This window comes from Hymenobacter sp. DG25A (assembly GCF_001280305.1).
Classification (GTDB): Bacteria; Bacteroidota; Bacteroidia; order Cytophagales; family Hymenobacteraceae; genus Hymenobacter.
In genome coordinates this window covers 1,051,580-1,076,763 of record NZ_CP012623.1, presented here as the reverse complement: position 1 = coordinate 1,076,763, position 25,184 = coordinate 1,051,580, and the positions used below count along the sequence as shown (strand labels likewise).

Sequence of the window (25,184 nt, the reverse complement as noted above, 5' to 3'; positions counted from 1 at the left end):
TGATAACACCCCCGCTCAAGAAACGCTTTTTTACTCACATAAAGTGGTAGCAGGGCACTATTGGCTCAAATATACCAAACTCTATCTGTAGGCAGGGAAACGGCTACGGAATTACCCACCAAAATGCCGCTTTCCCCGGTTATAACCGTGATGCTGCTGCCCAGCAGGCTTATATTAATTTCGGAATAGCTGCCAAAGAATTTAACCCCGGTTACGGTGCCATTTACTCCGTTTCGGGCATCAGGAGCCAGCTTTACATCCTCGGGGCGCACGAGCAGTTGCCTGCCTTTTTTGGGCCTTGCCCCGAGCGGTTGGGTTAATGCCTTCAGCAGCGGCCCCGTCAGCAGATTGTAGTCGCCGAAAAGGGCGGCGGCGTAGGCGGAAACCGGCTGCTGGTAAATCTGGGCCGGGGTGCCCCGCTGGATAAGCTTCCCGGCCTGCATCACCAGAATTTCATCGGCCCAGGAAAGGGTATCCAGGGGGTCGTGAGAAATTAAGGTGCAGGTGATGCTCAGCTCTTCGGCTATATCCCGGATAACCGATTTTAAAACCTGCTTGTGCCCCAGGTCCAGGTTGGAGAAAGGCTCATCCAGCAAAAGCATTTTAGGCGAGGTGAGCAGCAGCCGGGCCAGGGCAATGCGCTGCCGCTCGCCCCCCGAAAGCTGGTTGGTTTGCCGCTGCGCCAGGTGGCGAATGCGGCAAATGTCATACAGCCTATCCAGCTCTTCCACCGAGAGCTTGTTGGCATAGCGCAGCACCTGCTCTACCCGCAGAAACTTAGGCAGCTCAAACTGCTGCGACAAATAGGCCACGCCCGGCGTGCCCGGCACCAGCTTTTCCGTAGGCCCTTTTACCCGGTTCTCCTCCAGCCACACCTCTCCAGCCGTGGGCTGCACCAGCCCGGCAATAGTTTGCAACAGGGTACTTTTCCCCGAGCCCGTTTCGCCGGCAATGGCTATTTTCTGGAACTGCTGCTGCGTGAAGCTGATATTCTGCAGCACCGCATTTCCACGCTCCTGCAGGGTTATTCCGGAAACTTCTAAAAAACGCATATAGGCAGGTGGAGTGGCAGGCAGAAGGCAGGGTGCCCGGCCCATCAGAAAGCAAAGTTCTGCAATACGCCAGGAGCCGGACGGCAGGCAAAGATACGGGCCTTACTCCGCCGTTGTGCCTTGCGGGGCATACACCAGCACATACGCAGGCGGAATATTCAGCAGCACGTGGGCATTGCTGAGCAACTGAAAGAAGCGCGCAAACAGCTTTTTATTGCGCAGGGAATACTGGAAGAGAATGAGCCGGCCCGCGGGCCGCAGCGCTTGTCTGGTATCCTCCAGAATACGCCAGCCCAGGCGCCGGGGCAGCGAGGAAAACGGCAGACCACACACCACATAGTCGGCGGGTGGCAGGCTTAGCTGCTGCAAATATTCGGAGGTTTTATCGGCGGAGCCGTGGATGATGTGCACGTGGGCATGGCCGGCGTAGCGCTGCTGCAAAAGCGTGCAGAACCGGCGGTTTACTTCTATCAGCACAATGGCCGTTTCGGGCTGGCGGCGCTGCATCAGCACATCGGTAAAAACACCCGTCCCGGGTCCGTATTCCACAATACAGCGGGCACGGGTAAAATCTATCGGCTCCATTACTTTCTCCGTCAGCTCGCGGGAGCTGGGCACCATGGAGCCTACTGTAGCCGGGTTGCGGAAGAACTCTTCCAGAAAGGAGGACATAGAATAGCTTTAAGCAGGGAAACGAATAATTTCGGATAGAGGAAAACAGCGGCTTCTCGCCAGTTGCAAAGGGCTGTGGTTTGTGATTTTGGCTTAGTTTGCTTTGCCGATAAACCCCTCCAGATACGGCGCCGTCCGGCTGTCCTTCGATTTTGACACGACAGCCGGCGTTCCGGCTATTACTACCTGCCCGCCTTCGTCGCCGGCGCCGGGGCCCATGTCCAGCACCCAGTCGCTGCCGGCTACCACGCGCATGTCGTGCTCCACTACGATGACGGTATTACCGGCATCTACCAGTCCGTTGAGCTGAGTGAGCAGTTTCTCTACATCAGAGGGGTGCAGGCCGGTGGTGGGCTCATCGAGGACGTAGAGCGAGTTGCCGCGCTGGGCCTTTTGCAGCTCCGTGGCCAGCTTAATGCGCTGGGCTTCCCCGCCGGAAAGCTCGGTAGCGGGCTGGCCCAGGCGTAGATAGCCCAGGCCCACTTCCCGCAGCACGGTGAGGGCGCGGTGCACGGCGGGCTCCTCGCGGAAGAATGCCCAGGCAGCATCTACCGTCAGGCCCAGCACCTCGGCAATGTTTTTATCCTGGTAGGTGATTTCCAGGGTTTTGGCGTTGTAGCGCGCGCCGTGGCACACGGGGCAGGGCGCGTACACGCTGGGCAGAAACAGCAGCTCCACCATCACAAAGCCTTCGCCTTGGCAATTCTCGCAGCGGCCTTTGGCCACGTTAAAGGAAAAGCGGCCAGCATCGTAGCGGCGTTTTTTAGCCGCGGGCGTGGCTGCGAACAGCCGCCGCACATGGTCGAACAGGCCGGTATAGGTTGCCATGTTGGAGCGCGGCGTGCGCCCAATGGGCTTCTGGTCTACGCGCACCAGACGCTTGATGTGCTCCATGCCCCCGGCAATCTCCCCGCCGGTTGCAATGGGCGCGGCTCGTTCCAGCGGGTCGCCTTCCTCCTCTTCCGTGGGCAGTTGATGCCCGAGGTGCTCCGCCACCAGCTCTACCAGCACCTGGCTAACCAGGCTGGACTTGCCGGAGCCCGACACGCCCGTGACGGTGGTGAACACGCCCAGCGGAAATTCCACGTTCAGGCCCTGCAGGTTGTTGCGCGTTACGCCCTGCAGCCGGAGCCAGCCGTTTGGCTGGCGCGCCGGGTTCTCCGGCCGGGTTTCTTCATTAAATAAATAACGGCGCGTCTGCGAGGCAGCTACGGCTGCCAGCCCGGCGGGCGGGCCGCTGTAGAGGATTTCGCCGCCCAGCTCGCCGGCCGCGGGGCCTACATCTACCAGCCAATCGGCCTGCCGCACTACGTCCAGGTTATGCTCTACCACGAACAGGGAATTGCCGGCCTTTTTCAAGCCGGCCAGTGCCTTCAGCAGGGCGGCAGTATCGGAAGGATGCAGGCCTGCCGAGGGCTCATCGAGCACATATACTACCCCAAAAAGGTTGGAATACAGCTGGGTGGCCAGGCGCAGCCGCTGCAGCTCCCCCGGCGACAACGTAGGCGTGCTGCGCTCCAGGGAAAGATACCCCAGCCCCAGATCCAGCAGCACCGAGAGGCGGGCGCACAAATCCTCAGCAATGCGCTGCGCTACAATCACCTGCTCGGGGTGCTCCGCGTTGTGCTTTTTGCTGCCGGTGTTGGAGCCATCGGCATAAGGCTTGAGCAGCGCGGCCATCCGCTTCAGCGGCAACCCGGACATATCGGCAATGTCCAGCCCTGCAAACGTAACGGCCAACGACTCCGGCCGCAGGCGCTTGCCGTGGCAGGTGGGGCAGGCGGTGCTCAGCATGTACTGCAGGGCCCGTTTTTTCATGAGCGGGCTTTGCGTGGTGGCAAAGGTGTGCAGCACGTGCCGCCGCACGCCCGTGAAGGTGCCCATGTAGTTTGGCGGCTCCCGGCGCTTGAGGGCGCGCTGGGTTTCGGCGGGCGTGTAGCCGGGGTACACCGGCACCACGGGCTGCTCTTCGGTGAACAGAATCCAGTCGCGCTGCTCCTGGGGTAGTTCCTGCCAGGGGCGGTCAATGTCGTAGCCGAGCGTTACCAGGATGTCGCGCTGGTTCTGGCCGCCCCAGGCCTGGGGCCACGCCGCAATGGCCCGCTCCCGGATGGTGAGCGTGGGGTCGGGCACCATGGTTTCTTCCGTCACTTCGTAGATGCGTCCCAGACCGTGGCAGGTGGGGCAGGCGCCTTCCGGTGTATTAGGCGAGAAGCCTTCGGCATACACAATACTCTGGCCCGCCGGATAATTGCCTGCCCGCGAGTACAGCATGCGTACCAGGTTGGAAAGCGTGGTAACAGAGCCGACCGAAGAACGCGTGGTAGGGGTGCCGCGCTGCTGCTGCAAAGCCACCGCCGGCGGAAGACCCTCAATGGATTCCACTTCCGGCACGGCCATCTGATGAAACAGCCGCCGCGCGTACGGCGACACCGACTCCAGATACCGCCGCTGCGCCTCGGCGTAGAGCGTACCAAACGCCAAGGAGGATTTGCCGGAACCCGACACGCCTGTAAACACCACCAGCGCATCGCGCGGAATGTCTACATCAATGTTGCGGAGGTTGTGCTCCCGGGCCCCACGCACGCGCACAAAGCCAGATAAAGGGTGGTCCGGAAGGTCAGCAGCAGAAGTCGCCATGAAGTAGCAGAAGTTCAGGTTGGATGCAACAGCATACGTAACTGCATTCCGCGCTGCCTATTCTGCTTCAAAAAATTAGCCGCAAGGCCCGTAAAAACCGGCGGTTTCTGCGCCTTGTTTTTCTCATCCCACTAATCCGCTATGCGTTCCTGCGCCTGCTTTTTCTGCTGATGCAGGGCACGCTCGATGCGCTGATCAGGCACCAGCCAGATGAAGGCTACCAGCACGTAAAAGAAACCTCCGGCCCACGCATTCCAGAAGCTGGCGCCAATGCCAAGGCAATAGAGTATTGCCGTAGCCTTGCCTTTCAGGTCGCGCCCAATGGCATAAGCCAGCACGGAATTAGGCCCTTCTGATTTTATAATGCTGTACTGCAGGATAAAGTAGGCAATGGCCGACATCAGGAGCACAAAGCCGTAGGCGGCCATGGGCACTTGGGCAAAATGATTTTCTCCCACCCAGCCGGTTGAAAACGGAATCAGGGAAAGCCAGAATAGCAGATGCAGGTTGGCCCACAGCGTGCGGCCGCTGATTATGTTGGTCCCCATGAGCATCATGTGATGGTTATTCCAGTAAATGCCCACGTAGATAAAGCTCAGTACATAGCTCAGAAATACGAGCAGTAACGGCACCAACGCAGTGAAATCCTGCCCGTGCGGCACCTTAATTTCCAGCACCATAATGGTGATAATGATGGCCAGTACTCCATCACTGAAGGCTTCGAGTCGTCCTTTATGCATAGGGGTCCGCGTTGGTAGTAAATTTGAAAAGTTATAAGAAACCATTGCCCACTTACAAACCAGAGCATCTTCTCACTCTTTTCTTCCATATGCCTTGGCCGAAGACAGTGAGAATGGCATAAGGATAGCTAATTTTGAAGGATAACGGCATTCCTGCTTTCGGTTATTATGAGGTTTTTGCTGACGTTGGTTCTGGCCCTATGCTGCGTGAAGCTGCAGGCGCAAGACCCAGCGGATCTGCGCGAGTATATCAGTCCCTACGCGGGGTACCGGCTGGCTTATCCGGCAGGTTGGCAGGTGCGTTCCAGCGAAGATCTGCTGACGGTGGATTTCTGGGCGCCAAAGTCCCCGCTTGCTACCCCCGTGCTGGTGGAGCTGCGCATTCGGCCGGTTCCGGAGCGGCAGAAGGATATTAACCTTCTCAACCACGGCCAGCTGGACTCCCTGTGGCTGGTTATTCGCAGCTACCCTCAGGTGCGGCTTTTTGAATTGCACCAGCGGGATGCTGGCAGCTTCCAGGAGATTCGCTACGATTATTCCTACAAAGTTTCCCTCACGGACACGGTGCGCACCCGCGTCATCGGGCGGCGGGTATGGCGGGGCGGGTATGAGTTTCGGTTGGAATACCGGGCTCTGGCCAGCTATACCCGGCAGTACTACGCTGTAGGAAAGCAGCTGCTCAATTCCTTCGCGCTGCTGCCGGCCGGCCTGCCCAGCAGGCGCTACGCCGAGCAAACCTGCGACGACAAGATGTATGGCATTGCAGCCCTGCAAGTGCAGGACGGGCTGTGGGAAGATGACTGCCGCACCATTCACGAGTTTTCCGTGCAGGACCCTTCTGAGGCACCCAAGATTCATCGGCAGGTGCTGCCTTTTCAGTCCTACGCCCTGGCTAAGGGTTTCGATAACTGTCTGTATTCGGTCACGAAGGCGCCCACCAACGCGCCCGAATATGTTTACCGCTACGACCCGGCGGCGCAGGAAGGCCGCTACACCGCCTGGCAGCTCCCGGCCCAGGGCCCCGAAAACATCTGGATTTCTGCCGCCACCGATGAGCGCGGCGACCTGCTGTTCATCACCTCTGATGCCAGCAAGCTGGTGAAAGTGAGCCCGACGGATAATACCGTGACGATGGTGTGGGAAAAGGACCCCGTGCGCCAGGCTGCTTACTATCCGGCCATTGGGTTTGCGGGCGCGGGAACACATGCTAATTTCTGTATTGATGACACCCAGACCCTCTACCAGATTTATAGCACCGATGGCGCCCTGCTGCGGGTAAATCTGGCTACTAAACAGCCAGCCCCCGACCTGCTGCCGATGGACGGCCTTCCGGAGCAGGGCGGCTACAGTGACCTGCTGCTGCAATACGACGTGGACGGCAACCGGGTGTTCTACCTGGCCGGCCCCAAAGCCCTGTACCAGGCCGACCAGAGCAAACGCCAGGCTACCCGCGTGCGGCGCGGCGTGTATACAGATCTGGCCGGCTGCAATCTGTTCCGCACGGCGCCGCGGCCCGCGCCTGCTTCCTCCATTCCGCCCACCACCTGGCGGGGTCGTGTGCTTGATGCCGTCACGTATCAGCCCCTGCCCCAGGCCCGGCTGCAACTGCTGCAGGACAGTAGCCCTCTGCCGTTGCCCCTCACGCCCGAGGGGGCTTTTCTGGTTTCGGCCCGGCCCGGCAAGGACTACACCGTACGCGCCCATCTGGAGGGCTATGTGCTAACCGATTCCCTGTATACGCCCCGTTCCGGCCCTTACGGGCAGGATATTCTGCTGCAGCCCTTGTCCGTGGGCACTACACTGCGCCTGGAAAAAGTTCAGTTTGAGCAGGGCAAAGCCGTGCTGCTCCCCGCCTCCTACCCTGATCTGGAATACCTGCTGGCCCTGCTCCTGAAATACCCGCAGCTAACCATTGAGCTGCGCGGGCACACCGATAATATAGGCGACCCGCAGAAAAACATCCAGCTAAGTGAGCAGCGGGTGGAGGTGGTAAAAGGCTACCTCGTGAGTCATGGTATTTCGGCAGACCGTATCACGGGCATTGGCCTGGGTGGCGCCGAGCCGATTGCCAGCAACGCGCAGGAAGCCACCCGCCAGCTTAACCGCCGGGTAGAGTTTAGAGTAACAGGAATGCAGAAGGGTGATAAAAAGAAGTGAAGGGCAGGGTAAGCAGTTATCACATCGAGAGCAATACACACATTCGGCCTACGTGCTAAAATTGACCACCGCGTAGCAACGCCAGGAGTAGCAAGACTCCCACTATGATGGTGGAAAGCGTTGCGCCGCAAAGACTCACAATCGTAATCAGCCGCCAGAGCCAGCACCACAGGCTGCCCTGCAGGCTGAGTATTTTTGCTATCCGGTTTGCCGTTTGAGCCACCAGCCACGGCACCAAAAACGCGCAAATTGCCAGCAGAACCACCAATACCGGCTCTGCCCTGGGCGTGTTGGGCCATACTTCTTTCAATAACAGAAGATTCAGGAAGCACCCTATCCCCACCACTACCGCCCACCAGAGCAGTACTGGCACCAACCGAAGCACCCGCCCTGCAAAATTCAGTAGCCGTTCCATAATAGCTTTATAAGCGAGCCAGCAGCTTCGTGCCGCCCGGCGACCAGACTACCATCAGCAGAAAGAACAACCCCAGCAGGATACCCACCACGCCGCCTGCCACGGGCAGAACGCCGGTGAGCAGGCGCCGTTGGCGCTCGTGGGCGGAAGCACCCCGCTCCTGCCAAGTGAGCATGAAGGCCAGGAGCACAATGCCGCCCACACAGGCCAGCAGCACCAGCAAGCTAAAAGCGACTTGCAGCAACATGGTTCTGGGCCTGGCGGGTTAAAGGATGCTGTGGTTCGAAAAAGCGGGCGGCCTGCCAATCGGCCCAGGTACAGCTGGGCCAGTGGCGGCGGGCTTCCAGCGCCCGGAACGCCTGGATTCGTTGCGTCAGCAGCTGCCCCGCTGTTTCCGGCGCCATGGGTTGCCACTTGCCGTATTCGTCTTCCGTCGTAAGATGCCGCCCGGCCAGGGTATGGGCACGTAGGGCCAATTCCGGCAGCACCCGGTCGGGCATATCAAGCAGAAACCCATAGTCCACCCGCTGAAACCGGGGCTGCAGATTGAAGCGCACCATCCAGATTTCCCAGTTGCCGCCCGCCAGCAGCAACAGCACCGCATAAGCGGCCAGCGCATTCAGCCGCACCAGCGCGTAAGCGGAGCGCCGCTGCCAGATTTTGAGCAGAATAGTGGCCAGCCCAAACAAAGTCAGCAGCAGAAACCCGTACACACCAATGCGCTTGTAGGCCAGCCCACTGTGCTGGATATAGTAGTAGTTGCGCAGCGCCACCGAGATGGCCAGCACGGCATTTTGCAGCACCCAGATAGTGGCCCCCACCCGCAGCGCCCGCAGGCCGGGCTGGTAGAAATTGAGGTTGCGGCGGAAAAACCACAGCAGAATACCCATGGCTACCAGAATGCTAAGAATCAGCACATAGGTCCCTTCGTGCACAAACTGTGTCAGGTCGAACCCCGGCGCAGGGTGAAAGCCAAACCATATCCAGTTGATGTCAATGGCATTAACAACCAGCAGCAGCAGATTCACCAGCGCCAGCAGCCCCAGGGCCATCAGGTATTCCTTGCGCAAATCAAGCGGGCGAAATGTGCGGGTCCCAAAATCAGGCTGCCGCACGGCAAAAGAGGCCACGCGGTTGCGCTGCCGCAGCACAAACTCCCCCAGGCGCGACTCCCGATCGGCCAGATAATGCACCGGAATAATAAACAGGCAGCCGGCCGTGAGGACGAGTCCCAACAGGAAGAACAGCAGGTGCGGCACCGAAAGCTGCTCAAACAACACGTTCAAGGCCTCACCCAACGCCGTCCACAGCTGATTGGTCAGCGCGCTGTAGCGAGGGTTGGCCACCGCAAACAGCACGTGGAAGATGCCCAGGGCCGCGAGAGGCAACAGCAGCAGACGGCAGTAGTACCACAGCCTGTTCAGGCTACTCTCCATATTAGCGGGCACTCGCAGGAGCTGCAGCATGCGCTCCACCGCGGGAAACAGGTTGTATAAGCCAGTCAATAAAGCAAACAGCACCAGCTTCAGGTGCGGCTGGTTCATGTACCCCAGCCAGATGGCTAACGAGGCCACGCACGCCAGTCGGGCGGCCCCTGAGCCATACACCGCCACCATCACCGCACTAAACAATGTGCCTAGCAACGACACCCAGAAATACCCCGAGCGCCACACGGCCGCGTGCCGGGGCGTGCCCGCCAGCACCGCCCCTACTACAAACACCGTGTAAAGCAATAGGCTCAGGGCGGCACGCTCCTGCCAGAACAGTACATCAAACAGAATGGCCCCCACGGGCAGCAACAGCTTCTGCACCAGGGTCAGCGGAAACAAGGAAATTGCTGCCCTGTGGGGCCGTAGTGGGACGGATGAGGCAATGGTATTCATAGTGGTGGGAATGGGTGTTATATAATTTAAAAGAACTTTGAATTACAAAGTTTAAACGCAAAAAAAAGGTCACGACTGACCGCGCAACAATTTTTCCAGCGCATTGAGATGCTCCTGAAAGGCCGTTTTTCCTGCTTTTGATACGGTATAAGTGGTATTGGGCTTCTTCCCCACAAACTGCTTGGACACCTCCACATAGCCGGCTTTTTCCAGGGCCCCTACGTGGCTGGCCAGGTTGCCGTCGGTGAGGTCCAGCGCCTCTTTCAGCTCATTGAAGCTCACGGCATCGTTTGCCAGGAGCACAGCCATCACGCCCAACCGTACTCGATTGTCGAAAGCCTTGTTCAGCGTATGAATGACGTGTTTCACAGGGCTGGTTGTGAAGCGCGTTCATAGCGGTTGTACATAAGCAGCCCGTAGCCAATGTGGCCCAGCCCAAACCCCGCCGCAAAGAAGATAAGTCCCCAGCCCGGCAACAACAGGGCCAGTAGCCCCAGCGCCAGTTGGGTAAGCCCTAACAGCCGGATTTCGTCCAGCGTGTACTTGCTGGCGTTCAGCAGGGCCAAGCCATAAAAAATCAGCATCCCGGGCACTACAAAGGAAGCCGCGCCGCGCAGGTACAGAGCCAGGCAAAACAAACCGCCCACCACCAGCGGCACTGCCAGGCTCAGCAACAACCGCCGGGCTGGCGCATCCCACAGCGGGCGCCCATCGTGCGCGGCCCGTCGCCGAGTGAAATACCAAGCCACCCCCAACGTAAGGCAAATAACCACCACCGCCAAACCCAATAGAAAAGGCAGCGCTTGCAGGCGCTCTTCCGCCGAGGCATCTACTAACCGCAGAAACCCTTCCGGGCCGTATTGTTGCTGCAGGTAGAAATGTCCCACCCCTGCTCCCACCAGGGCCACAATACCAGCCCCTACCCCAGATAAGCCACTGAGGGAGAGAAAACGCGAAGAACGCTCCATGATGGCACGAATCTCCGTGAGTTGGGCAAGCGGGTCAGTAGCAGGCTTCATATCTTTCAGAGCACTTTGTAATGCAAAGCAAGTGAATAATTACTGTTTTCCAATTCTGGCTGTAAAAATGTTCTGGGGATATAGGAAAGATAAGCCGCTATAATTTGGCCGCTGCCAGCCCCGTTTAATAGAAAACAGATAGTGCTATGGCAGCGTTTTGTATGCTTTCCCACTGTGTCCGGCTTAGCTGGACTACCTCAGTCTATAGGAGCCCTGACCTAAGCCGCTTGTTTGACTCTAGTACCCAACTTTAACCGCAGTTTAGTGCGCCAACCGGTCCGAAACGCTTCCGCATAGCGCTTAAACCAAAGGTTCTTTACTCGTTTGTAAGTGATACGATTCGCCCTAACGGAAATTCTTGCCTGACATACGCAAAGGATCCGTAACAATGCCGTAGCTTTGCCCCATGCTTCAACCAAAAAACTTGTTGATGAAGCGCGGGACCCTGCTCTTCAGGAAACCGCGAGTGGACCGGAAGGTCTTCGCTACCATCGGTTTTCCCGATTTTGCCTTTGGCATTTCCGTTGTTTTTTCTGGGTTTTGCCCCGCCACCGTTTCGGATTCCGAAACGGTTTTTTTATGTCCATCGAGTTCGTCGGCTGCCGCCCATTCACAGGTCAAATGGACGCCTACATTCTCACCGCCAACCGTGGCGGCTGCCGCCAGCTCCTCAGCCCAGACCGGTAGCCAGTTTCTCCCTTATGGGTAGTGGCAGATAAGACTTTACACTGTTTGTTTTAGCTAGACGACCTCACTTTTCCTCCACTCCGGTATGGCACGTAAAGACCTGCTCGACATTGCATCCCTTCACCGCGAGGAAATCGAGTTCTTGCTCGACCAATCCACGTCCTTTAAAAAATTGTTCACCCGCTCGGTGAAGAAAATCCCCGCCCTCGAGGGCAAGTCTGTGCTCATGCTGTTCTACGAGGCCAGCACCCGGACGCACTCCTCCTTCGAGGTCGCCGCCAAACGCCTCTCGGCGGAGGTGACGAACTTCGACGTCGCCCACTCCTCCATCACCAAGGGCGAGTCGGTGCGCGAGACGATTGAGACGCTGCAGGCCATGCGCACCGACTACATCGTCGTCCGCCATGGTCACCCCGGCCTGCCCGCCATGATAGCCCGCCAAACCACGGCATCGGTCATCAATGCCGGCGACGGGGCGCACGAGCACCCCACCCAGGCTCTGCTGGACGCCTTCACCATCAAGGAAAAATTTCCCGACCCCCGGGGCAAAAAAGTCCTTATCATCGGGGATATTCTCCACTCCCGTGTCGCGCGCTCCACCAGCACCCTGCTGCAAAAGCTGGGCGTTGAGGTAGCTTACCTGGGGCCGGGCTCATTGGTGCCCAAGTATGTTCCGGAAAGCATCCGCCGCTTCACCGACTATGAGGCGGCCATGGCCTGGGCGCCCGATGTGGTGTACCTGCTCCGCGTGCAACTGGAGCGTCAGGACGTGCAGTTTTTCCCCAGCGTCCGCGAATACCACCGGGTATACGGCATCACCACCGCCCGGCTGGCGGAAATCCGCGACCGGGGCCTCTACATCATGCACCCGGGCCCCGTGAACCGGGGGGTTGAGCTGTGCGACGCCGTCATGGACTACGAGCGCAGCCTCATCACCAACCAGGTCGAAAATGGCATCTCCATCCGCATGGCCGTGCTCGACTGGCTCACGCCGGGCGGGGACTTCCCGCGGCAGGAATCGTATGCCGCGCGGCAGCGAGCTGGTTCAACGGTGATTATGCCTTAAATACAGAACGTGGCGGCTGTTTCCGCTCGTGTACTTTCTTCTTCAACAGCCCGAATACCTACACCACTTGCCGGTTTACAGCAATCTTCCACCCATGCTCCTCCTCCAAAACGTCCGCATCGCCTCCGAAAATTCACCCGTGCTTGTCGAGAGTGATGTTCTGATTGTCGAAGGAATAATCCAGCAAATCGGCAAAAGCCTAGCCATTCCCGAGGGGGGCCGCGTCATCGACGCGCGCGGCCGGGTTCTGATGCCGGCCATGTTTGATGCTCACGTCCATTTCCGTGCCCCGGGATTTGAGAACAAGGAAACCATCACCACAGGGAGCGAAGCGGCTATCAATGGCGGCATTACCGGCGTGGTCATGATGCCCAACACCCGCCCCGCTCTCGACTCTGCTACCGCGGTGGCCACCGTGCTGGAAAATGCAAAGGACCGATCCCGCATTCCGGTGTACACCTCCGGCTGCGTCACCAAGAACCGCGAGGGCAAGGAGCTGGCGGAAATCGAGGGCATGCGCGGACTCGGGGTGAAAATGCTCACTGACGACGGAGATACCACCGCCGACCCGGCGGTGCTGCTGCGGGCCATGCAGTACGCCACCGAGTTTGGGATGTTTTTCGCCAGCCACTGCGAGGTACCGGAGTTGGCCGGGCCGCGCGCCCTGAACGAAGGGGTGATGAGCTATCGGCTCGGCATCAAGGGCTCGCCGGCTTGCGCGGAGGAAATCATCATCGACCGCGACATCCGCCTGGCCCGGGCGGCGGGCGCGCACGTGCACATCCAGCACGTTTCGAGCAAGCTTGGCATGGAAACCATCCGCTGGTGGAAATCGCGCGGCGATGTAAAGGTGACGGCGGAAGTGATGCCGCACCACCTGCTGTTCACCGACGAGCACATCGGGGACTACGACACGAACTACAAGATGAACCCGCCGCTGCGGACGCAGGTCGATTGTGATGCGCTGCTGGAAGGGCTCAAGGAAGGCGTCTTCGACATCATTGCCACGGACCACGCGCCGCACACGCCGTTCGAAAAAGCCCAGGATTTCATCAGCGCGCCCAATGGCATCACCGGCCTGGATACGGCCCTGGTGTCGCTCTATCACTTCTTCGTCGAGCCTGGAAAATTCGGGTGGGACCTGGTGGTGAAGCGCTATTCGGCGGAGCCCCGTCGCCTGATGGGCCTGCCGGTAGCTGCCATCGAAGTCGGCCAGCAAGTCAACTGTGTCTTATTCGATACCGAAGCGGAAACAACCTTCACGAAGGAATTCATGAAATCCAAATCCCAGAATACGCCCTTCATTGACCAGACGCTGAAAGGCCGGGTAGACCTGGTGATTTTAGGTACGGAAATCCTGCTGGAGCGTTAATAGAACGCGGCTTCTAGCCCGCGACCCCGCCCCAAATCACGTTTTTTCGACCACCCGGGGCTGCCCAGCCCACTCTACAAGGCCCACCATGAGTACCCTTACCACCTCCGACACCCCCACCTCCCCGGGCAAGCCACTGGTTGGCGTTGTGATGGGCTCCAGCAGCGACTGGACCACCATGCAGCATACCGTGCAGATGCTCGCGCACTTTGGCGTGGCGCACGAAGCGCGTGTAGTGTCGGCCCACCGCATGCCCGACGACTTGTTTGCCTACGCTGAACAAGCCGGCCCGCGCGGCTTGCAAGTCATTATCGCCGGTGCCGGGGGCGCCGCCCACCTGCCAGGCATGCTGGCAGCCAAAACCACGCTGCCCGTGCTGGGGGTACCAGTGGCCAGTCGCCATTTGCAGGGGGTAGACTCCCTGCACAGCATCGTGCAAATGCCCAAAGGGGTGCCCGTCGCCACGTTTGCTATTGGCGACGCCGGAGCGGCCAATGCCGCGCTGTTCGCCGTCAGCCTGCTGGCCTTGCACGATCCGGGCCTGGCGACCAGGCTGCAGGCGTTTCGCGCCGAACAAACCGAAGCTGCTCGCGCCATGACGCTGCCCGTATGAAGGAAGGTATTCACATTGCAGCCATGACCCCGGTTTTCCCGGGCAGTGAAGACGCCGCGGGCCAGCCAGCCACCCTGGGGGTGATGGGGGGCGGCCAGCTGGGCCGCATGTTTGTGCATGCCGCTCAGCGCCTGGGTTACTTCACCGCCGTGCTGGATCCGGACGCGCAAAGCCCGGCCGGGCGGGTGAGTCACTACCACATCCAGACTGACTACAACGACCCGGCGGGGCTGTCGCAGCTGGCCCAGCTGTGCCAGGCCATCACCACCGAGTTTGAAAATGTGCCGGCCCAGTCCCTGCAAACGCTGGCGCTGACCCGGCCCGTGGCGCCGGGCGCGGCCGTGGTGGGGATTGCCCAAAACCGCATCGAGGAAAAAGCCCACTTCGCGGCCTGCGCTGACCTCTCGGGGGTGGGTTGCGCGCCCTATGCGGTGATTGAAACGCCCGCCCAGCTGCAGGCCATTCAGGCCGACCGGGCGGATTTGCTGCCCGGCATCCTGAAAACCGCGCGTATGGGCTACGACGGCAAGGGCCAGGTCCGCGTCAGGACCGCCGGTGAGCTGACAGCCGCCTGGGCGGAGTTAGGCAGCGTCGCCTGCGTGCTGGAAAAGATGCTGCCGCTAACCGCCGAGTGTTCGGTGCTAGTGGCGCGCGGTTGGGACGGGCAGGTCGTCAGCTTCGCCCCCCAGCGCAACGTGCACGTCGATGGAATTTTGGCCGTGACCCATGCATACGAAGGGAATATGCCGTCCGCCCTGGCAATCAGGGCCCGCGAGGCGGCCGTTTCCATCGCGCATCATCTCAGCTATGTCGGGGTACTATGCGTCGAGTTTTTTGTGGTGGACGACGGCAGTGCACACGGCGGACTGGTAGTCAATGAAATGGCCCCGCGCCCGCACAACAGCGGCCACTACACCCTGGACGCCTGTGACGCGTCGCAGTTTGACCTGCAGGTGCATGCCATGGCGGGCTTGCCCTTGCCGCCGCCGCGCCAGCATTCCCCGGCCATCATGCTCAACCTGCTGGGCGAGGTGTGGTTTGACGCCCGCGGGCAACGGCAGGAGCCGGACTGGACCGCCGTACTGAGCCTGCCCGGCACGCACCTGCACCTGTACGGCAAGCTGGAGGCGCGCGCAGGCCGCAAGATGGGCCACCTGACCATCACCGGCCCGGATGTGGCCAGTGTCAAAACCGTGGCGCGGCACGCCGCGAGTCTGCTCGGCTTGCCGGGGCTAGACGCCATCTAGAGGCTATTAATCATTTCCAGTCGTACAGCCCTGGCTCCCCTCTTCACCATGTCGCGCATCAAGCGAGGAAAGGGGGCCGGGTGTGAGGCGAACCAACAGAACATGACCCAAACAGTAAAACTCATTCTGGAAGACGGCACCGAACTCGAGGGCCAATCGTTCGGGGCCTTTACCTCGGCCGCGGGCGAGGTGGTGTTCAGCACGGCCATGACCGGCTACCCGGAAAACCTGACCGACCCCTCCTTTGCCGGCCAGATTCTGGTGCTCACCTACCCGATGGTCGGCAACTACGGCGTGCCCGGCGAGGAGCTCTACGAGTCGATTTCCCGGATCTTCGAGTCGGACAAGGTGCACATTGCCGGCCTGGTCGTCAACTACTACTCCCAGGAGCACAGCCACTGGAACGCGGCCAAGAGCCTGGGCGACTGGCTCAAAGAGTATAACATCCCCGGCATCTTCGGCGTCGATACCCGCATGCTCACCAAGAAGCTGCGGGAGAAAGGCGCGATGCTGGGCAAAATTGTAGCGGAGGAAGATGTGCCCTTCCACGACCCCAACCTCGATAACCTGGTGGCCCAGGTCAGCCCCACCCAGGTCACCCGCTACGGCCACGGCCAGCATAAAATCGTGCTGGTGGACTGCGGCACCAAGACCAACATCATCCGCTGCTTTCTCGAGCGCGACGTGGAGCTCATCCGCGTGCCCTGGGACTACGACTTCACCACCCTGGAATACGACGGCCTGTTCCTCAGCAACGGCCCGGGCGACCCGAAGATGTGCACCGCTACCATCCAGCATCTGCAGCAAGCCCTGCAGCAGGACAAGCCCATCTTCGGCATCTGCCTGGGCTCCCAGCTCATGGGCCTGGCCGCGGGCGGGGACACGTTCAAGCTCAAGTACGGCCACCGCAGCCATAACCAGCCCGTCAGGCTCACCGGCACGCAGCACTGCTACATCACCAGCCAGAACCACGGCTTCGCCGTCGACCCGGCCACGCTGCCGGCCGAGTGGCGCGTGCTGTTCGAGAACCTGAACGACGGCACCTGCGAAGGCATCCGGCACGTGTCGAAACCGTTTTTTTCGACGCAGTTTCACCCTGAAGCCGCCGGCGGCCCCCAGGACACGGAGTTTCTGTTCGATGACTTCCTGAAGGCAGTGGCCGAGTATAAAGCCGGTAAATAGCCGCTCTAACAGGCCGGTCGAATTTTTTAAAGATTAGTCTTCTGCTCCCAAAAAAGCATGGGGCAAACCCCACGCGCACCTAGCATGAACAAACCCACCAAAGTGCTTATCCTCGGTTCCGGCGCGCTGAAAATCGGCGAGGCCGGCGAGTTCGACTACTCCGGCTCGCAGGCCCTCAAGGCGCTCAAAGAGGAAGGCATCCGCACCATCCTGATCAACCCCAACATTGCCACCGTGCAGACCTCGGAGGGCCTGGCCGACGACGTGTACTTTCTGCCCGTGACGCCCTACTTCGTGGAGGAAGTCATCAAAAAGGAGCAGCCCGACGGCATTCTGGTGGCCTTTGGCGGGCAGACGGCGCTGAACTGCGCCGTGGCCCTGTACCGGGCCGGCGTGTTCGAGCAGTACAACGTGCGCGTGCTGGGCACGCCCGTGCAGAGCATCATCGACACGGAGGACCGGGACATCTTCAAGGAAAAGCTCGCGCAGATTGGCGTGCTCTCGGCCCGCAGCGTGGCCGTCACGACGCTGGAGGACGCGCTGGCCGCCGGTGCGCAGATCGGTTTCCCCATTATCGTGCGGGCCGCCTTTGCCCTGGGCGGGCTGGGCAGCGGCTTTGCCAATAACTTGGATGAGCTGCGGGCCCTGGCCCAGAAAGCCTTCACCACCTCGGACCAGATTCTGGTGGAGGAGTCGCTGAAGGGCTGGAAGGAAGTGGAGTACGAAGTGGTGCGCGATGCCTATGATAACTGCATCACGGTCTGCAACATGGAGAACTTCGACCCTATCGGCATTCACACCGGGGAGAGCATCGTGGTGGCCCCCTCGCAGACGCTCTCCAACCGGGAGTACCACAAGCTGCGCCGCATTGGCATTCAGACCATCCGCCACCTGGGCATCGTGGGCGAGTGCAACATCCAGTACGCGCTGGACCCGAAATCCGAGGACTACCGCGTCATTGAGGTGAATGCGCGCCTCTCGCGCTCCTCGGCCCTGGCCTCCAAAGCCACGGGCTACCCGCTGGCCTTCGTGGCGGCCAAGCTCAGCCTGGGCTACTCACTGGCCGAGCTCAAGAACAGCGTGACGCAGACCACCTCGGCCTTCTTTGAGCCGGCCCTGGACTACGTGGTGGTGAAGCTGCCGCGCTGGGATCTGGGCAAGTTCGCGGGCGTGAACCGGCAGATCGGCTCGGCCATGAAGAGCGTGGGCGAGGTGATGGCCATCGGCAAAAGCTTCGAGGAAGCCATCCAGAAAGGCCTGCGCATGCTCGACACGGGCAAGCGCGGCTTCGTAGCCAACCGCCCGGAGGACGAGCTGGATAATGCCGCCATCGACCAGCTGCTCAGCGAGCCCAACGAGGAGCGCATCTTCGCCATCAATCATGCTTTCGAGGCGGGCTACACCTTGGACCAGGTGCATGCGCTGACGAAGATTGACCACTGGTTTCTGCAGCGCCTGTCCACCATCTTTGAGCTGGGCCAAAAGCTGGCCGAAGGCCGTACCAACGGCGGCCTCGACGGGCTGGACACCGCGCTGCTGCGCGACGTCAAAAAAGCCGGCTTCTCGGATCAGCAAATAGCGGTCAAACTCTTAGGCGAAGGCGACGTGAAAGCCGATGAGCTGCGCGTGCGCGCCCGCCGCAAGGCCCTGGGTGTGCTGCCCGTCATCAAGCAGATTGACACGCTGGCGGCCGAGTTCCCGGCCCAGACCAACTACCTCTACACCACCTACCACGGCACGGAACACGACCTGGCGCCGGAAACCGACCAGTCCGTGCTGGTGCTGGGCTCGGGCGTGTACCGCATCGGCTCCTCCGTGGAGTTTGACTGGTGCGGGGTGCAGGCCGTGCAGACGGCGGCGGCCGAAGGCTACAAAACCATTCTCATCAACTACAACCCCGAAACCGTCTCCACCGACTACGACGTCTCCGACCGGCTCTACTTTGAGGAGCTGAGCTTTGAGCGGGTCATGGACATTCTGGACTTCGAGCAGCCCAATGGCGTGATTCTGAGTACGGGCGGGCAGATTCCCAACAACCTGGCCACCCGCCTGGCCGACGCGCAGGCCCCCATCCTGGGCACCAGCGCGGCCATGATTGACCAGGCCGAAAACCGCCACAAGTTCTCCTCCATCCTGGATGAGCTGGGCATTGCCCAGCCCCGCTGGCAGGAGCTGACCTCGCTGCAGGCCATGCTGGCCTTCGTGGGTGAGGTGGGCTACCCCGTGCTGATCCGGCCCAGCTACGTGCTCTCAGGCGCGGCCATGAATGTGGTGTCCAATGCCTTCGAGCTGGAAGAATTCCTCAAAGCTGCGAAGCAGGTCAGTGCCGAGTACCCGGTGGTGGTCTCCGAGTTCATCCAGGAGGCCAAGGAAATCGAGCTGGACGCGGTAGCTGATAAGGGCGAGATTGTCTCGTACGCCATTTCCGAGCACGTGGAGTTTGCCGGCGTGCACTCCGGCGACGCGACCATGTACTACCCGCCCCAGCGCGTGTACGTGGGCACGGTGCGCAAGCTCAAAATCATTGCCGAGAAGATTGCGAAACGGTTTGAAATCAGCGGGCCCTTCAACATCCAGTTCCTGGAGAAAAACCGCGAAATCCGCGTCATTGAGTGCAACATCCGCGCCTCGCGCTCCTTCCCCTTCGTGAGCAAGGTCTCGGGCCACAACCTGATTCAGAAGGCCACGCAGGTGCTGCTGGGCAAGAAGGTCACGCGCGACGCCAGCGAGCTGGTCTACGACCTGCCCTTCGTGGGGGTAAAGGCCCCGCAGTTCTCCTTCACCCGCCTGCCCGGCGCCGACCCGGTGCTGCGCGTGGACATGACCAGCACGGGCGAGGTGGGCTGCCTGGGCGACACGGCCGAGGAGGCCCTGCTCAAGGCCATGCTCAGCGTGGGCTATAAGATTCCGCAAAAGTCGGTGCTGATGTCCAGCGGCCCGCTGCTCTCCAAGCTGGTGCTGCTGGACTCGGCCCGCCTGCTGGTGCAGCAGGGCTTCGTGCTCTACGCCACGGGGGGCACGCACCGCTTCCTGGCCGAGCACCAGGTGCCCAGCACGCTGGTCTTCTGGCCCGACGAGCGGCAGGAACCCAACGTGCTGACCTGTCTGAAGGAGAAGAAGATTGAGCTGGTGCTCAACATCCCCAAGAACCTGAGCAAGGGCGAGCTGGACAACGACTACACCATCCGCCGCACGGCCGTGGACTTCGGCATTCCGCTGCTGACCAACGCGAGGCTGGCCAAGGCCTTCATTCAGGCCTTCTGCACCCTGGACATGCAGGACCTGAAGATCAAAAGCTGGAAGGAATATAAGGCCATGTAAGGCAAAGCTTCTACTTCGCGTATCGTTGCACCATCATGCGTAGTGCCGACTTGCCCGAGCGCTGGAAACGGAAGCTCCAGGAATATCTGATTGCAAAAACAAGCAGTGAGAGCTTGTTAAAATTTAGGACTTCTAAATGCTTGCTCCGCTCAAGAGGCCTGTGAAAAACAGCTTTTTTTCACAGGTCTCTTGAGCTGGTGTGCAGATTGAGGTTGTCTAGGAATGGAGGAAAGAAGAAGGACACATATTTCTTCTGTTGTGGCAGCAAAACCCAGCGGGACGTCGTCCGACAAAGGGCGTAAATACGACGAGGCTTTTAAGGCGGAGACCCTGCACTTGGCCGGCGAGAGCCGCAGCAAGCCGTGTCCCGGCAGTTGGGCAGCAGCCCTAAACTACTCTACTGCTATCAGCAGGCCCAGATGGTGGCCTAAGTGGGCAGTATAGAAGTGTCCCGCGACACGGAGGTGCGTGCCCGCTTCCAAAGGACTGAGTAGGAGCTCGGTATTTTAATAAAACCTTGGTCATATTCGCCCAGCCAACCCTCTTCCCTACCCACTAAATAAAAAACCCTCTCAGCGTGATGCTAAGAGGGTTTGTGTGATCCCGCTGGGATTCGAACCCAGGACCCATACATTAAAAGTGTATTGCTCTACCAGCTGAGCTACAGAATCCTTTACTTTGCAATCGGCGTGTGTTATTCGCTGATTGTGGCACAAAAGTAGAGGGCCGATCCTTATCCTGCAAACGTTTTGCTCAAAAAAACTCACTTTTTTTTATTTCTGGGCCTGTTTTTCTGCCAAACCGTTCTGGCCCAAAACGATAGCAAAGCCCTTATAAAAGCAGATTCCTTGTTTGAGGTGGGTGCATTGCTGCCTGCCTACAAGCTCTACCGTCAAACCCTGCGCCAGGGCCAGCAGCACAGCCCCCGGTTGCTGGTGCGCATGGCCTACATTCAGGAGCAAATAGGCCATTACCCGGCTGCGCTGTACTACTTAAATGTATTGCAGACGCATGCTCCCTCGCAGGCTACCTGGAATAAAATGGTGGAGTTAGCCCAAAACAACCGCCTCGATGGCTATACTGCTTCCTGGCCCCAGCGCTTACTGATTCCTTTCCGGCGCTATTACAACCAGCTTCTACAGGCCGCCTTTATAGTAGCGGTGGTAGCGGGCACTGTTCTTCTGATTCGGTTGCTGAAGCGGCGCCGTATTGTGCGGGAATGGTGGGTGCTTTATGGTATGTACCTGCTGCTGGCTGGGGTGTTGCTCAATCTGCTTCGCCCGGAAAAAGTGGGGCTGGTGTGTCAGCCGCGGGCGGCTCTGATGAGTGGCCCCGCCGCTGGGGCCAACTGGCTGACGGTGGTAGCAGCCGGCGACCGGCTGCAGGTAGAAGGCGTGCAGGATATCTGGTATCAGGTAGAATGGCATGGGCGCACCGCCTTTATCCGGAAGCAGAACCTCTTATTGGTTGAATAAAGCTTATGCCAGTGCAAGGAAGGACTAGCCCCCTTGTGTATGTGCTATATAGTCCTAGCGACAGGCTACCTGGAAGTAGGCTTAAGCAGAAACCCGACCAACCCAGGCAGAAAGCTACTGCGGGGCTGGTCGGGTTTTTCAATATGGGATTTGAAGGCTATTACGGTTCGGAACTCTTAGCGCAGCGGTGAATCTTTTTCTTTGCGGAAATGATTCAGCACCAGCTTATCGGTGAGTCCGGGCATCCATTTGTTCAGAAAAACGGTGAGTTTGCCCTGGCTGGTGAGCACCATGTCGCGGCGGCGGTGCTGCACGGCTTTCAGGATATGAGCTGCTACTTCCTCGCTGCTCATGATATTGCCCTCATCCAGCGGCGACTCCCCCTGCTGGGAGCCATCGGCGGCCAGGGCCACGTTGCGGATGTTGGAGGAGGTGAAACCCGGGCAGGCCACCAGCACGTGCACGCCCTGCGGCAGCAGCTCCGTGCGGAGCGCTTCCAAGAAACCCTGCATAGCAAACTTGGAAGCCGAGTACCCTGTGCGCCCGGGCAGGCCGCGGTAGCCGGCAATGCTGCTGATGCCTACAATAGAACCTTTGGTAGCCACAATATGCGGCAGCGCAAACTTGGTGGTGTATACCGTGCCGAAGAAGTTGGTCTGCATCAACTGCCGGATTACGTCCAGGTCGGCATCCTGAAACAGGGCCCGCATAGAAATGCCGGCGTTATTCAGCAATACATCCAGGCGGCCAAAAGCGGCAATGGTTTCCTCTACTGCCCGGCGCGAGTCTTCTTCGTTGCCCACATCGGCGCGCACGGTGCGGTGCTCAATGCCCTGGCGCTGCAGCTCAGCGCTGGTTTCCCGCAGGCGGGCTTCATTACGGCCCGTGATAACCACTTTGGCGCCGGCCTGGCCGAACACCTCGGCACAGGCGCGGCCGATACCTGAGGTACCACCGGTAATCAGTACAACTTTTCCTTTCATAGGGTCTTAGCAGAATTCAGGCCCCAGTTCAGCAGGCCGGGAAAGGCAAAACTACGGTTTTTCTAAGCGCGGCTACGCCATCTTGTCCTCCACAAAATCCGCATCGCCTCGTAAATCCGGTCAAATCCGTGGTTACCTTTGCGCTTGTGAGGAAATCAGTAAAAAACATCCCCGCGGAGCTGCTTCGCGAAGTCGAAATCACCGACATGGTGGCCGAAGGCAAGTGCCTGGTGCGCCGCGAGAATCTGGTCATTTTTGTAACCCAAGTGGCCCCCGGCGACGTGGTAGACCTGCGGGTAACCAAAGCCAAAAAGAACTTTCTGGAAGCCGTGCCTACGCACTTCCATAAATACTCTGAGCTGCGCGTGCAGCCTTTCTGCGAGCATTTTGGCACCTGCGGTGGCTGCAAGTGGCAGCACCTGGGCTACGAAACCCAGCTTAAATTCAAGCACCAGCAGGTTACTGATACCCTGCAGCGTATTGGCAAAGTGGAGCTGCCCGAGATTCAGCCCATTCTCCCCTCTCCGGCCCAGACGTATTACCGCAACAAGCTGGAATACACCTTCAGTCACAACGGCTGGCTCACCAATGAGCAGATTGCCAGCGGCCACGACTACGACCGGCGCGTGCTGGGCTTCCACACGCCTGCCCGCTTCGATAAGATTCTGGACGTGAACCACTGCTGGCTGCAGCCCGACCCCAGCAACCAGATCCGGCTGGCCGTGCGCGACTACGCCCACGAGCACGACCTGCCCTTTAATAACCTGGTTACGCAGGAGGGCTTCCTGCGCAACCTCATCATTCGCACGGCCAATTCCGGTGACCTGATGGTGATTCTGCAGTGCTACTACGCCCACGACGCGCTGTTTCCGCTGCTGGATTACATCTACGAGCGGTTCCCGCAAATCACCTCCCTCAACTACGTCCTCAACGACAAGGGCAACGAAACCTTCCACGACCTGGACGTGGTGTGCTACAAAGGCGAGCCGTACATCCATGAGGAAATGGAAGGCCTGCGCTTCCGTGTGGGCCCAAAATCCTTCTACCAGACCAATTCCGAAGGCGCCTACAACCTCTACAAAGTCACCCGCGACTTCGCCCAGCTCACCGGCTCGGAGCTGGTGTATGACCTCTACACCGGCGCCGGTACCATTGCGAACTTTGTGGCCCGTCAGGCCCGGCACGTAGTGGGCGTGGAATATGTGGAGTCAGCCGTAAAGGATGCTTACATCAACTCCGAAATCAACGGCACCACCAACACCGAGTTTTACGCCGGCGACATGAAGGACGTGCTCAACGCCGAGTTCATTCAGCAGCACGGCCGCCCCGATGTCATTATCACCGACCCGCCCCGCGCCGGCATGCATCCCGACGTAGTGGCCCGCCTGCTCGAAATGCGCGCCCCCCGCATCGTGTATGTCAGCTGCAACCCCGGCACCCAAGCCCGGGATTTGGAACTGCTGGATGATGCGTATAAAGTGACGAAAGTGCAGCCCGTGGATATGTTCCCACACACCCACCATGTGGAGAATGTGGTATTGCTGGAGTTGAGGTAGGTTTGCAGGAACTTTATGTCTTACAAAGCACCCGTTTTCTGGAAGCTCTTTTTTGGAATGTTATTCACTATAATCCTTTGCTTTAGCACATTATATCGAAACCAAAAACAAAAGGTCGACTTCCTTCATCTGACAAGTAGGCTAACTTACATATCTAATTCATTACCTATACAAGGTCATTTAAAATTAGACGATGAGCCAGTACGCTACTTGAAAATTGAGGCTTATCCTAAATACTTCAAATTATTTGTTGGCGAAGATATTGACGGTTCGAAACCAAATTTTCAACAAGTTGACAGGCTTAAAACTGGCGATATTATCACTATCTACTATGACGAAAATCTATTAAGCAGTGATAAGAATGTTTCTCGTTTAGCCTATTTCATTGACAAAGATGGCAAGCCCTACTTTATCCGGGGCAAACAGAATACTATGGGCTACTACTTAATTGGCATTTGCTTATCTGTAATTGCCATTTCGTACTTGTTAAAGAAAGCTGGCAGAATAGCATAAACTCACATGGACTACACCAACGACCCCGAACTGAACGGCAAGTACCTCGGCACCATCACCAAGGATTTTGCTACCGTTTCCGATACGCTGAGCGAGGCGTCCTCGCAGATCCGCAAGCGGGATATTTCCAAGTACCCCATCTTCGTGTTTGCCCGCCAGGAGGTGCCGCTGGGCGGCCTGCTGGTGAATGCCGACGAGCTGAACCTGGAGTGGCACGTTTTCGCCAGCTACCTGGAGTTGTTTGTGCAGCAGGGCATCGTGGGCCAGGAGGGTGTTGAAGCCTTCCAAAGCACCTACCGCGACGCGGATGAATACTGCTGCCTGTTCGTGCTGGATGAGGAGTTCACCAACTTCGTGTACATCCCCTACCCGGAAGACTAAATCACGGATTTGTCGGATGTAGAACGGATTCGGCGGATTTTGTGGACGATTACTTTTCATCAAAAAAGCCTCGCAAACTGCGAGGCTTTTTTGATAGTCTGACCCGGTGTTAAATTAGTTTAACTCTATGCAAATCAGTTGAATATAAAGCCAGTAAAATCCGTCCAATATGAGGTCTACTAAATCCGCCGAATCCGTTCTACATCCGAT

21 protein-coding genes and 1 tRNA gene are annotated in these 25,184 nt (G+C 59.0%); 11 read left to right on the top strand and 11 right to left on the bottom strand.

Annotation, left to right across the window (positions count from 1 at the left end; all coding sequences use genetic code 11):
- Positions 1-65: 65 nt before the first annotated feature.
- From AM218_RS04595 to AM218_RS04580, 4 genes are all read right to left on the bottom strand, one after another.
- A complete protein-coding gene (locus AM218_RS04595; protein WP_054412270.1) occupies positions 66-1,052 on the bottom strand; it encodes an ABC transporter ATP-binding protein in 987 nt (328 codons plus the stop codon).
- A 102-nt stretch (positions 1,053-1,154) separates the two neighbouring features.
- A complete protein-coding gene (locus AM218_RS04590) occupies positions 1,155-1,724 on the bottom strand; it encodes a class I SAM-dependent methyltransferase (protein ID WP_054412267.1) in 570 nt (189 codons plus the stop codon).
- 93 nt (positions 1,725-1,817) lie between these two features.
- Positions 1,818-4,364: an excinuclease ABC subunit UvrA gene (uvrA, locus tag AM218_RS04585; protein WP_054412264.1), complete on the bottom strand. Its 2,547-nt coding sequence runs from the start codon at positions 4,362-4,364 to the stop codon at positions 1,818-1,820.
- A 131-nt stretch (positions 4,365-4,495) separates the two neighbouring features.
- On the bottom strand, positions 4,496-5,104 hold the full coding sequence (locus tag AM218_RS04580) for a TMEM175 family protein (RefSeq protein WP_054412262.1): 609 nt from the start codon (positions 5,102-5,104) through the stop codon (positions 4,496-4,498).
- 168 nt (positions 5,105-5,272) lie between these two features.
- On the opposite strand from AM218_RS04580, the gene AM218_RS04575 reads away from it, so the two are divergent.
- A complete protein-coding gene (locus tag AM218_RS04575; RefSeq protein ID WP_082318068.1) occupies positions 5,273-7,261 on the top strand; it encodes an OmpA family protein in 1,989 nt (662 codons plus the stop codon).
- Positions 7,262-7,316: 55 nt separating this feature from the next.
- Here AM218_RS04575 and AM218_RS04570 read toward each other — a convergent pair whose 3' ends face one another.
- The 5 genes from AM218_RS04570 to AM218_RS04550 form a co-directional block, all read right to left on the bottom strand.
- The gene (locus tag AM218_RS04570) at positions 7,317-7,676 is read right to left on the bottom strand and encodes a hypothetical protein (protein WP_054412257.1); all 360 of its coding nucleotides are present in this window, start codon (positions 7,674-7,676) and stop codon (positions 7,317-7,319) included.
- A gap of 7 nt (positions 7,677-7,683) precedes the next feature.
- A complete protein-coding gene (locus AM218_RS04565) occupies positions 7,684-7,923 on the bottom strand; it encodes a hypothetical protein (RefSeq protein WP_157547522.1) in 240 nt (79 codons plus the stop codon).
- A complete protein-coding gene (locus AM218_RS04560) occupies positions 7,901-9,505 on the bottom strand; it encodes a DUF4153 domain-containing protein (RefSeq protein ID WP_054412251.1) in 1,605 nt (534 codons plus the stop codon). Before AM218_RS04560 ends, AM218_RS04565 begins: the two co-directional genes overlap by 23 nt.
- A 123-nt stretch (positions 9,506-9,628) precedes the next feature.
- Positions 9,629-9,928: a winged helix-turn-helix domain-containing protein gene (locus AM218_RS04555; protein WP_071843695.1), complete on the bottom strand. Its 300-nt coding sequence runs from the start codon at positions 9,926-9,928 to the stop codon at positions 9,629-9,631.
- Positions 9,925-10,578: a hypothetical protein gene (locus AM218_RS04550; RefSeq protein ID WP_054412249.1), complete on the bottom strand. Its 654-nt coding sequence runs from the start codon at positions 10,576-10,578 to the stop codon at positions 9,925-9,927. Before AM218_RS04550 ends, AM218_RS04555 begins: the two co-directional genes overlap by 4 nt.
- A gap of 772 nt (positions 10,579-11,350) precedes the next feature.
- Between AM218_RS04550 and AM218_RS04540 the strand changes: the two genes are divergently transcribed.
- The 6 genes from AM218_RS04540 (at position 11,351) to carB (ending at position 20,066) form a co-directional block, all read left to right on the top strand.
- Positions 11,351-12,331, top strand: a complete 981-nt coding sequence (locus tag AM218_RS04540; RefSeq protein WP_082318066.1) for an aspartate carbamoyltransferase catalytic subunit — start codon at positions 11,351-11,353, stop codon at positions 12,329-12,331.
- Positions 12,332-12,425: 94 nt separating this feature from the next.
- Entirely contained in the window at positions 12,426-13,703 is a 1,278-nt protein-coding gene (locus AM218_RS04535; protein ID WP_054412245.1) for a dihydroorotase, read from the top strand.
- An 88-nt stretch (positions 13,704-13,791) separates the two neighbouring features.
- Complete coding sequence (gene purE / locus AM218_RS04530; protein WP_054412243.1) at positions 13,792-14,316, top strand: 5-(carboxyamino)imidazole ribonucleotide mutase; 525 nt, start codon at positions 13,792-13,794, stop codon at positions 14,314-14,316.
- Positions 14,313-15,563: a 5-(carboxyamino)imidazole ribonucleotide synthase gene (locus AM218_RS04525; protein ID WP_082318065.1), complete on the top strand. Its 1,251-nt coding sequence runs from the start codon at positions 14,313-14,315 to the stop codon at positions 15,561-15,563. The genes purE and AM218_RS04525 overlap by 4 nt, the downstream gene beginning before the upstream one ends.
- Before the next feature lie 102 nt (positions 15,564-15,665).
- Positions 15,666-16,745 carry a glutamine-hydrolyzing carbamoyl-phosphate synthase small subunit gene (carA, locus tag AM218_RS04520; protein ID WP_054412240.1) on the top strand — a complete coding sequence of 360 codons (1,080 nt, stop codon included), beginning with the start codon at positions 15,666-15,668 and terminating at the stop codon, positions 16,743-16,745.
- Positions 16,746-16,829: 84 nt separating this feature from the next.
- Positions 16,830-20,066, top strand: a complete 3,237-nt coding sequence (gene carB, locus AM218_RS04515; protein WP_054412237.1) for a carbamoyl-phosphate synthase (glutamine-hydrolyzing) large subunit — start codon at positions 16,830-16,832, stop codon at positions 20,064-20,066.
- A 598-nt stretch (positions 20,067-20,664) separates the two neighbouring features.
- Here carB and AM218_RS04510 read toward each other — a convergent pair.
- A tRNA-Lys gene (locus AM218_RS04510) sits at positions 20,665-20,737 on the bottom strand.
- Between the two features lie 78 nt (positions 20,738-20,815).
- Between AM218_RS04510 and AM218_RS04505 the strand changes: the two genes are divergently transcribed.
- Entirely contained in the window at positions 20,816-21,541 is a 726-nt protein-coding gene (locus tag AM218_RS04505; RefSeq protein ID WP_054412235.1) for an SH3 domain-containing protein, read from the top strand.
- Between the two features lie 176 nt (positions 21,542-21,717).
- Here the strand turns inward: AM218_RS04505 and AM218_RS04500 are convergent, their stop codons facing one another.
- Positions 21,718-22,524 carry an SDR family oxidoreductase gene (locus tag AM218_RS04500; RefSeq protein ID WP_054412232.1) on the bottom strand — a complete coding sequence of 269 codons (807 nt, stop codon included), beginning with the start codon at positions 22,522-22,524 and terminating at the stop codon, positions 21,718-21,720.
- Positions 22,525-22,670: 146 nt separating this feature from the next.
- Between AM218_RS04500 and rlmD the strand changes: the two genes are divergently transcribed.
- The 3 genes from rlmD to AM218_RS04485 are packed head-to-tail and all read left to right on the top strand — an operon-like array spanning position 22,671 to position 24,974.
- Positions 22,671-24,080 carry a 23S rRNA (uracil(1939)-C(5))-methyltransferase RlmD gene (gene rlmD, locus AM218_RS04495; RefSeq protein WP_054415285.1) on the top strand — a complete coding sequence of 470 codons (1,410 nt, stop codon included), beginning with the start codon at positions 22,671-22,673 and terminating at the stop codon, positions 24,078-24,080.
- Positions 24,081-24,095: 15 nt separating this feature from the next.
- Positions 24,096-24,593, top strand: a complete 498-nt coding sequence (locus tag AM218_RS04490) for a hypothetical protein (RefSeq protein ID WP_054412231.1) — start codon at positions 24,096-24,098, stop codon at positions 24,591-24,593.
- Positions 24,594-24,599: 6 nt separating this feature from the next.
- Positions 24,600-24,974 (top strand): hypothetical protein, encoded by a 375-nt coding sequence (locus AM218_RS04485; protein WP_054412229.1) that lies wholly within the window; start codon positions 24,600-24,602, stop codon positions 24,972-24,974.
- Positions 24,975-25,184: the final 210 nt, after the last annotated feature.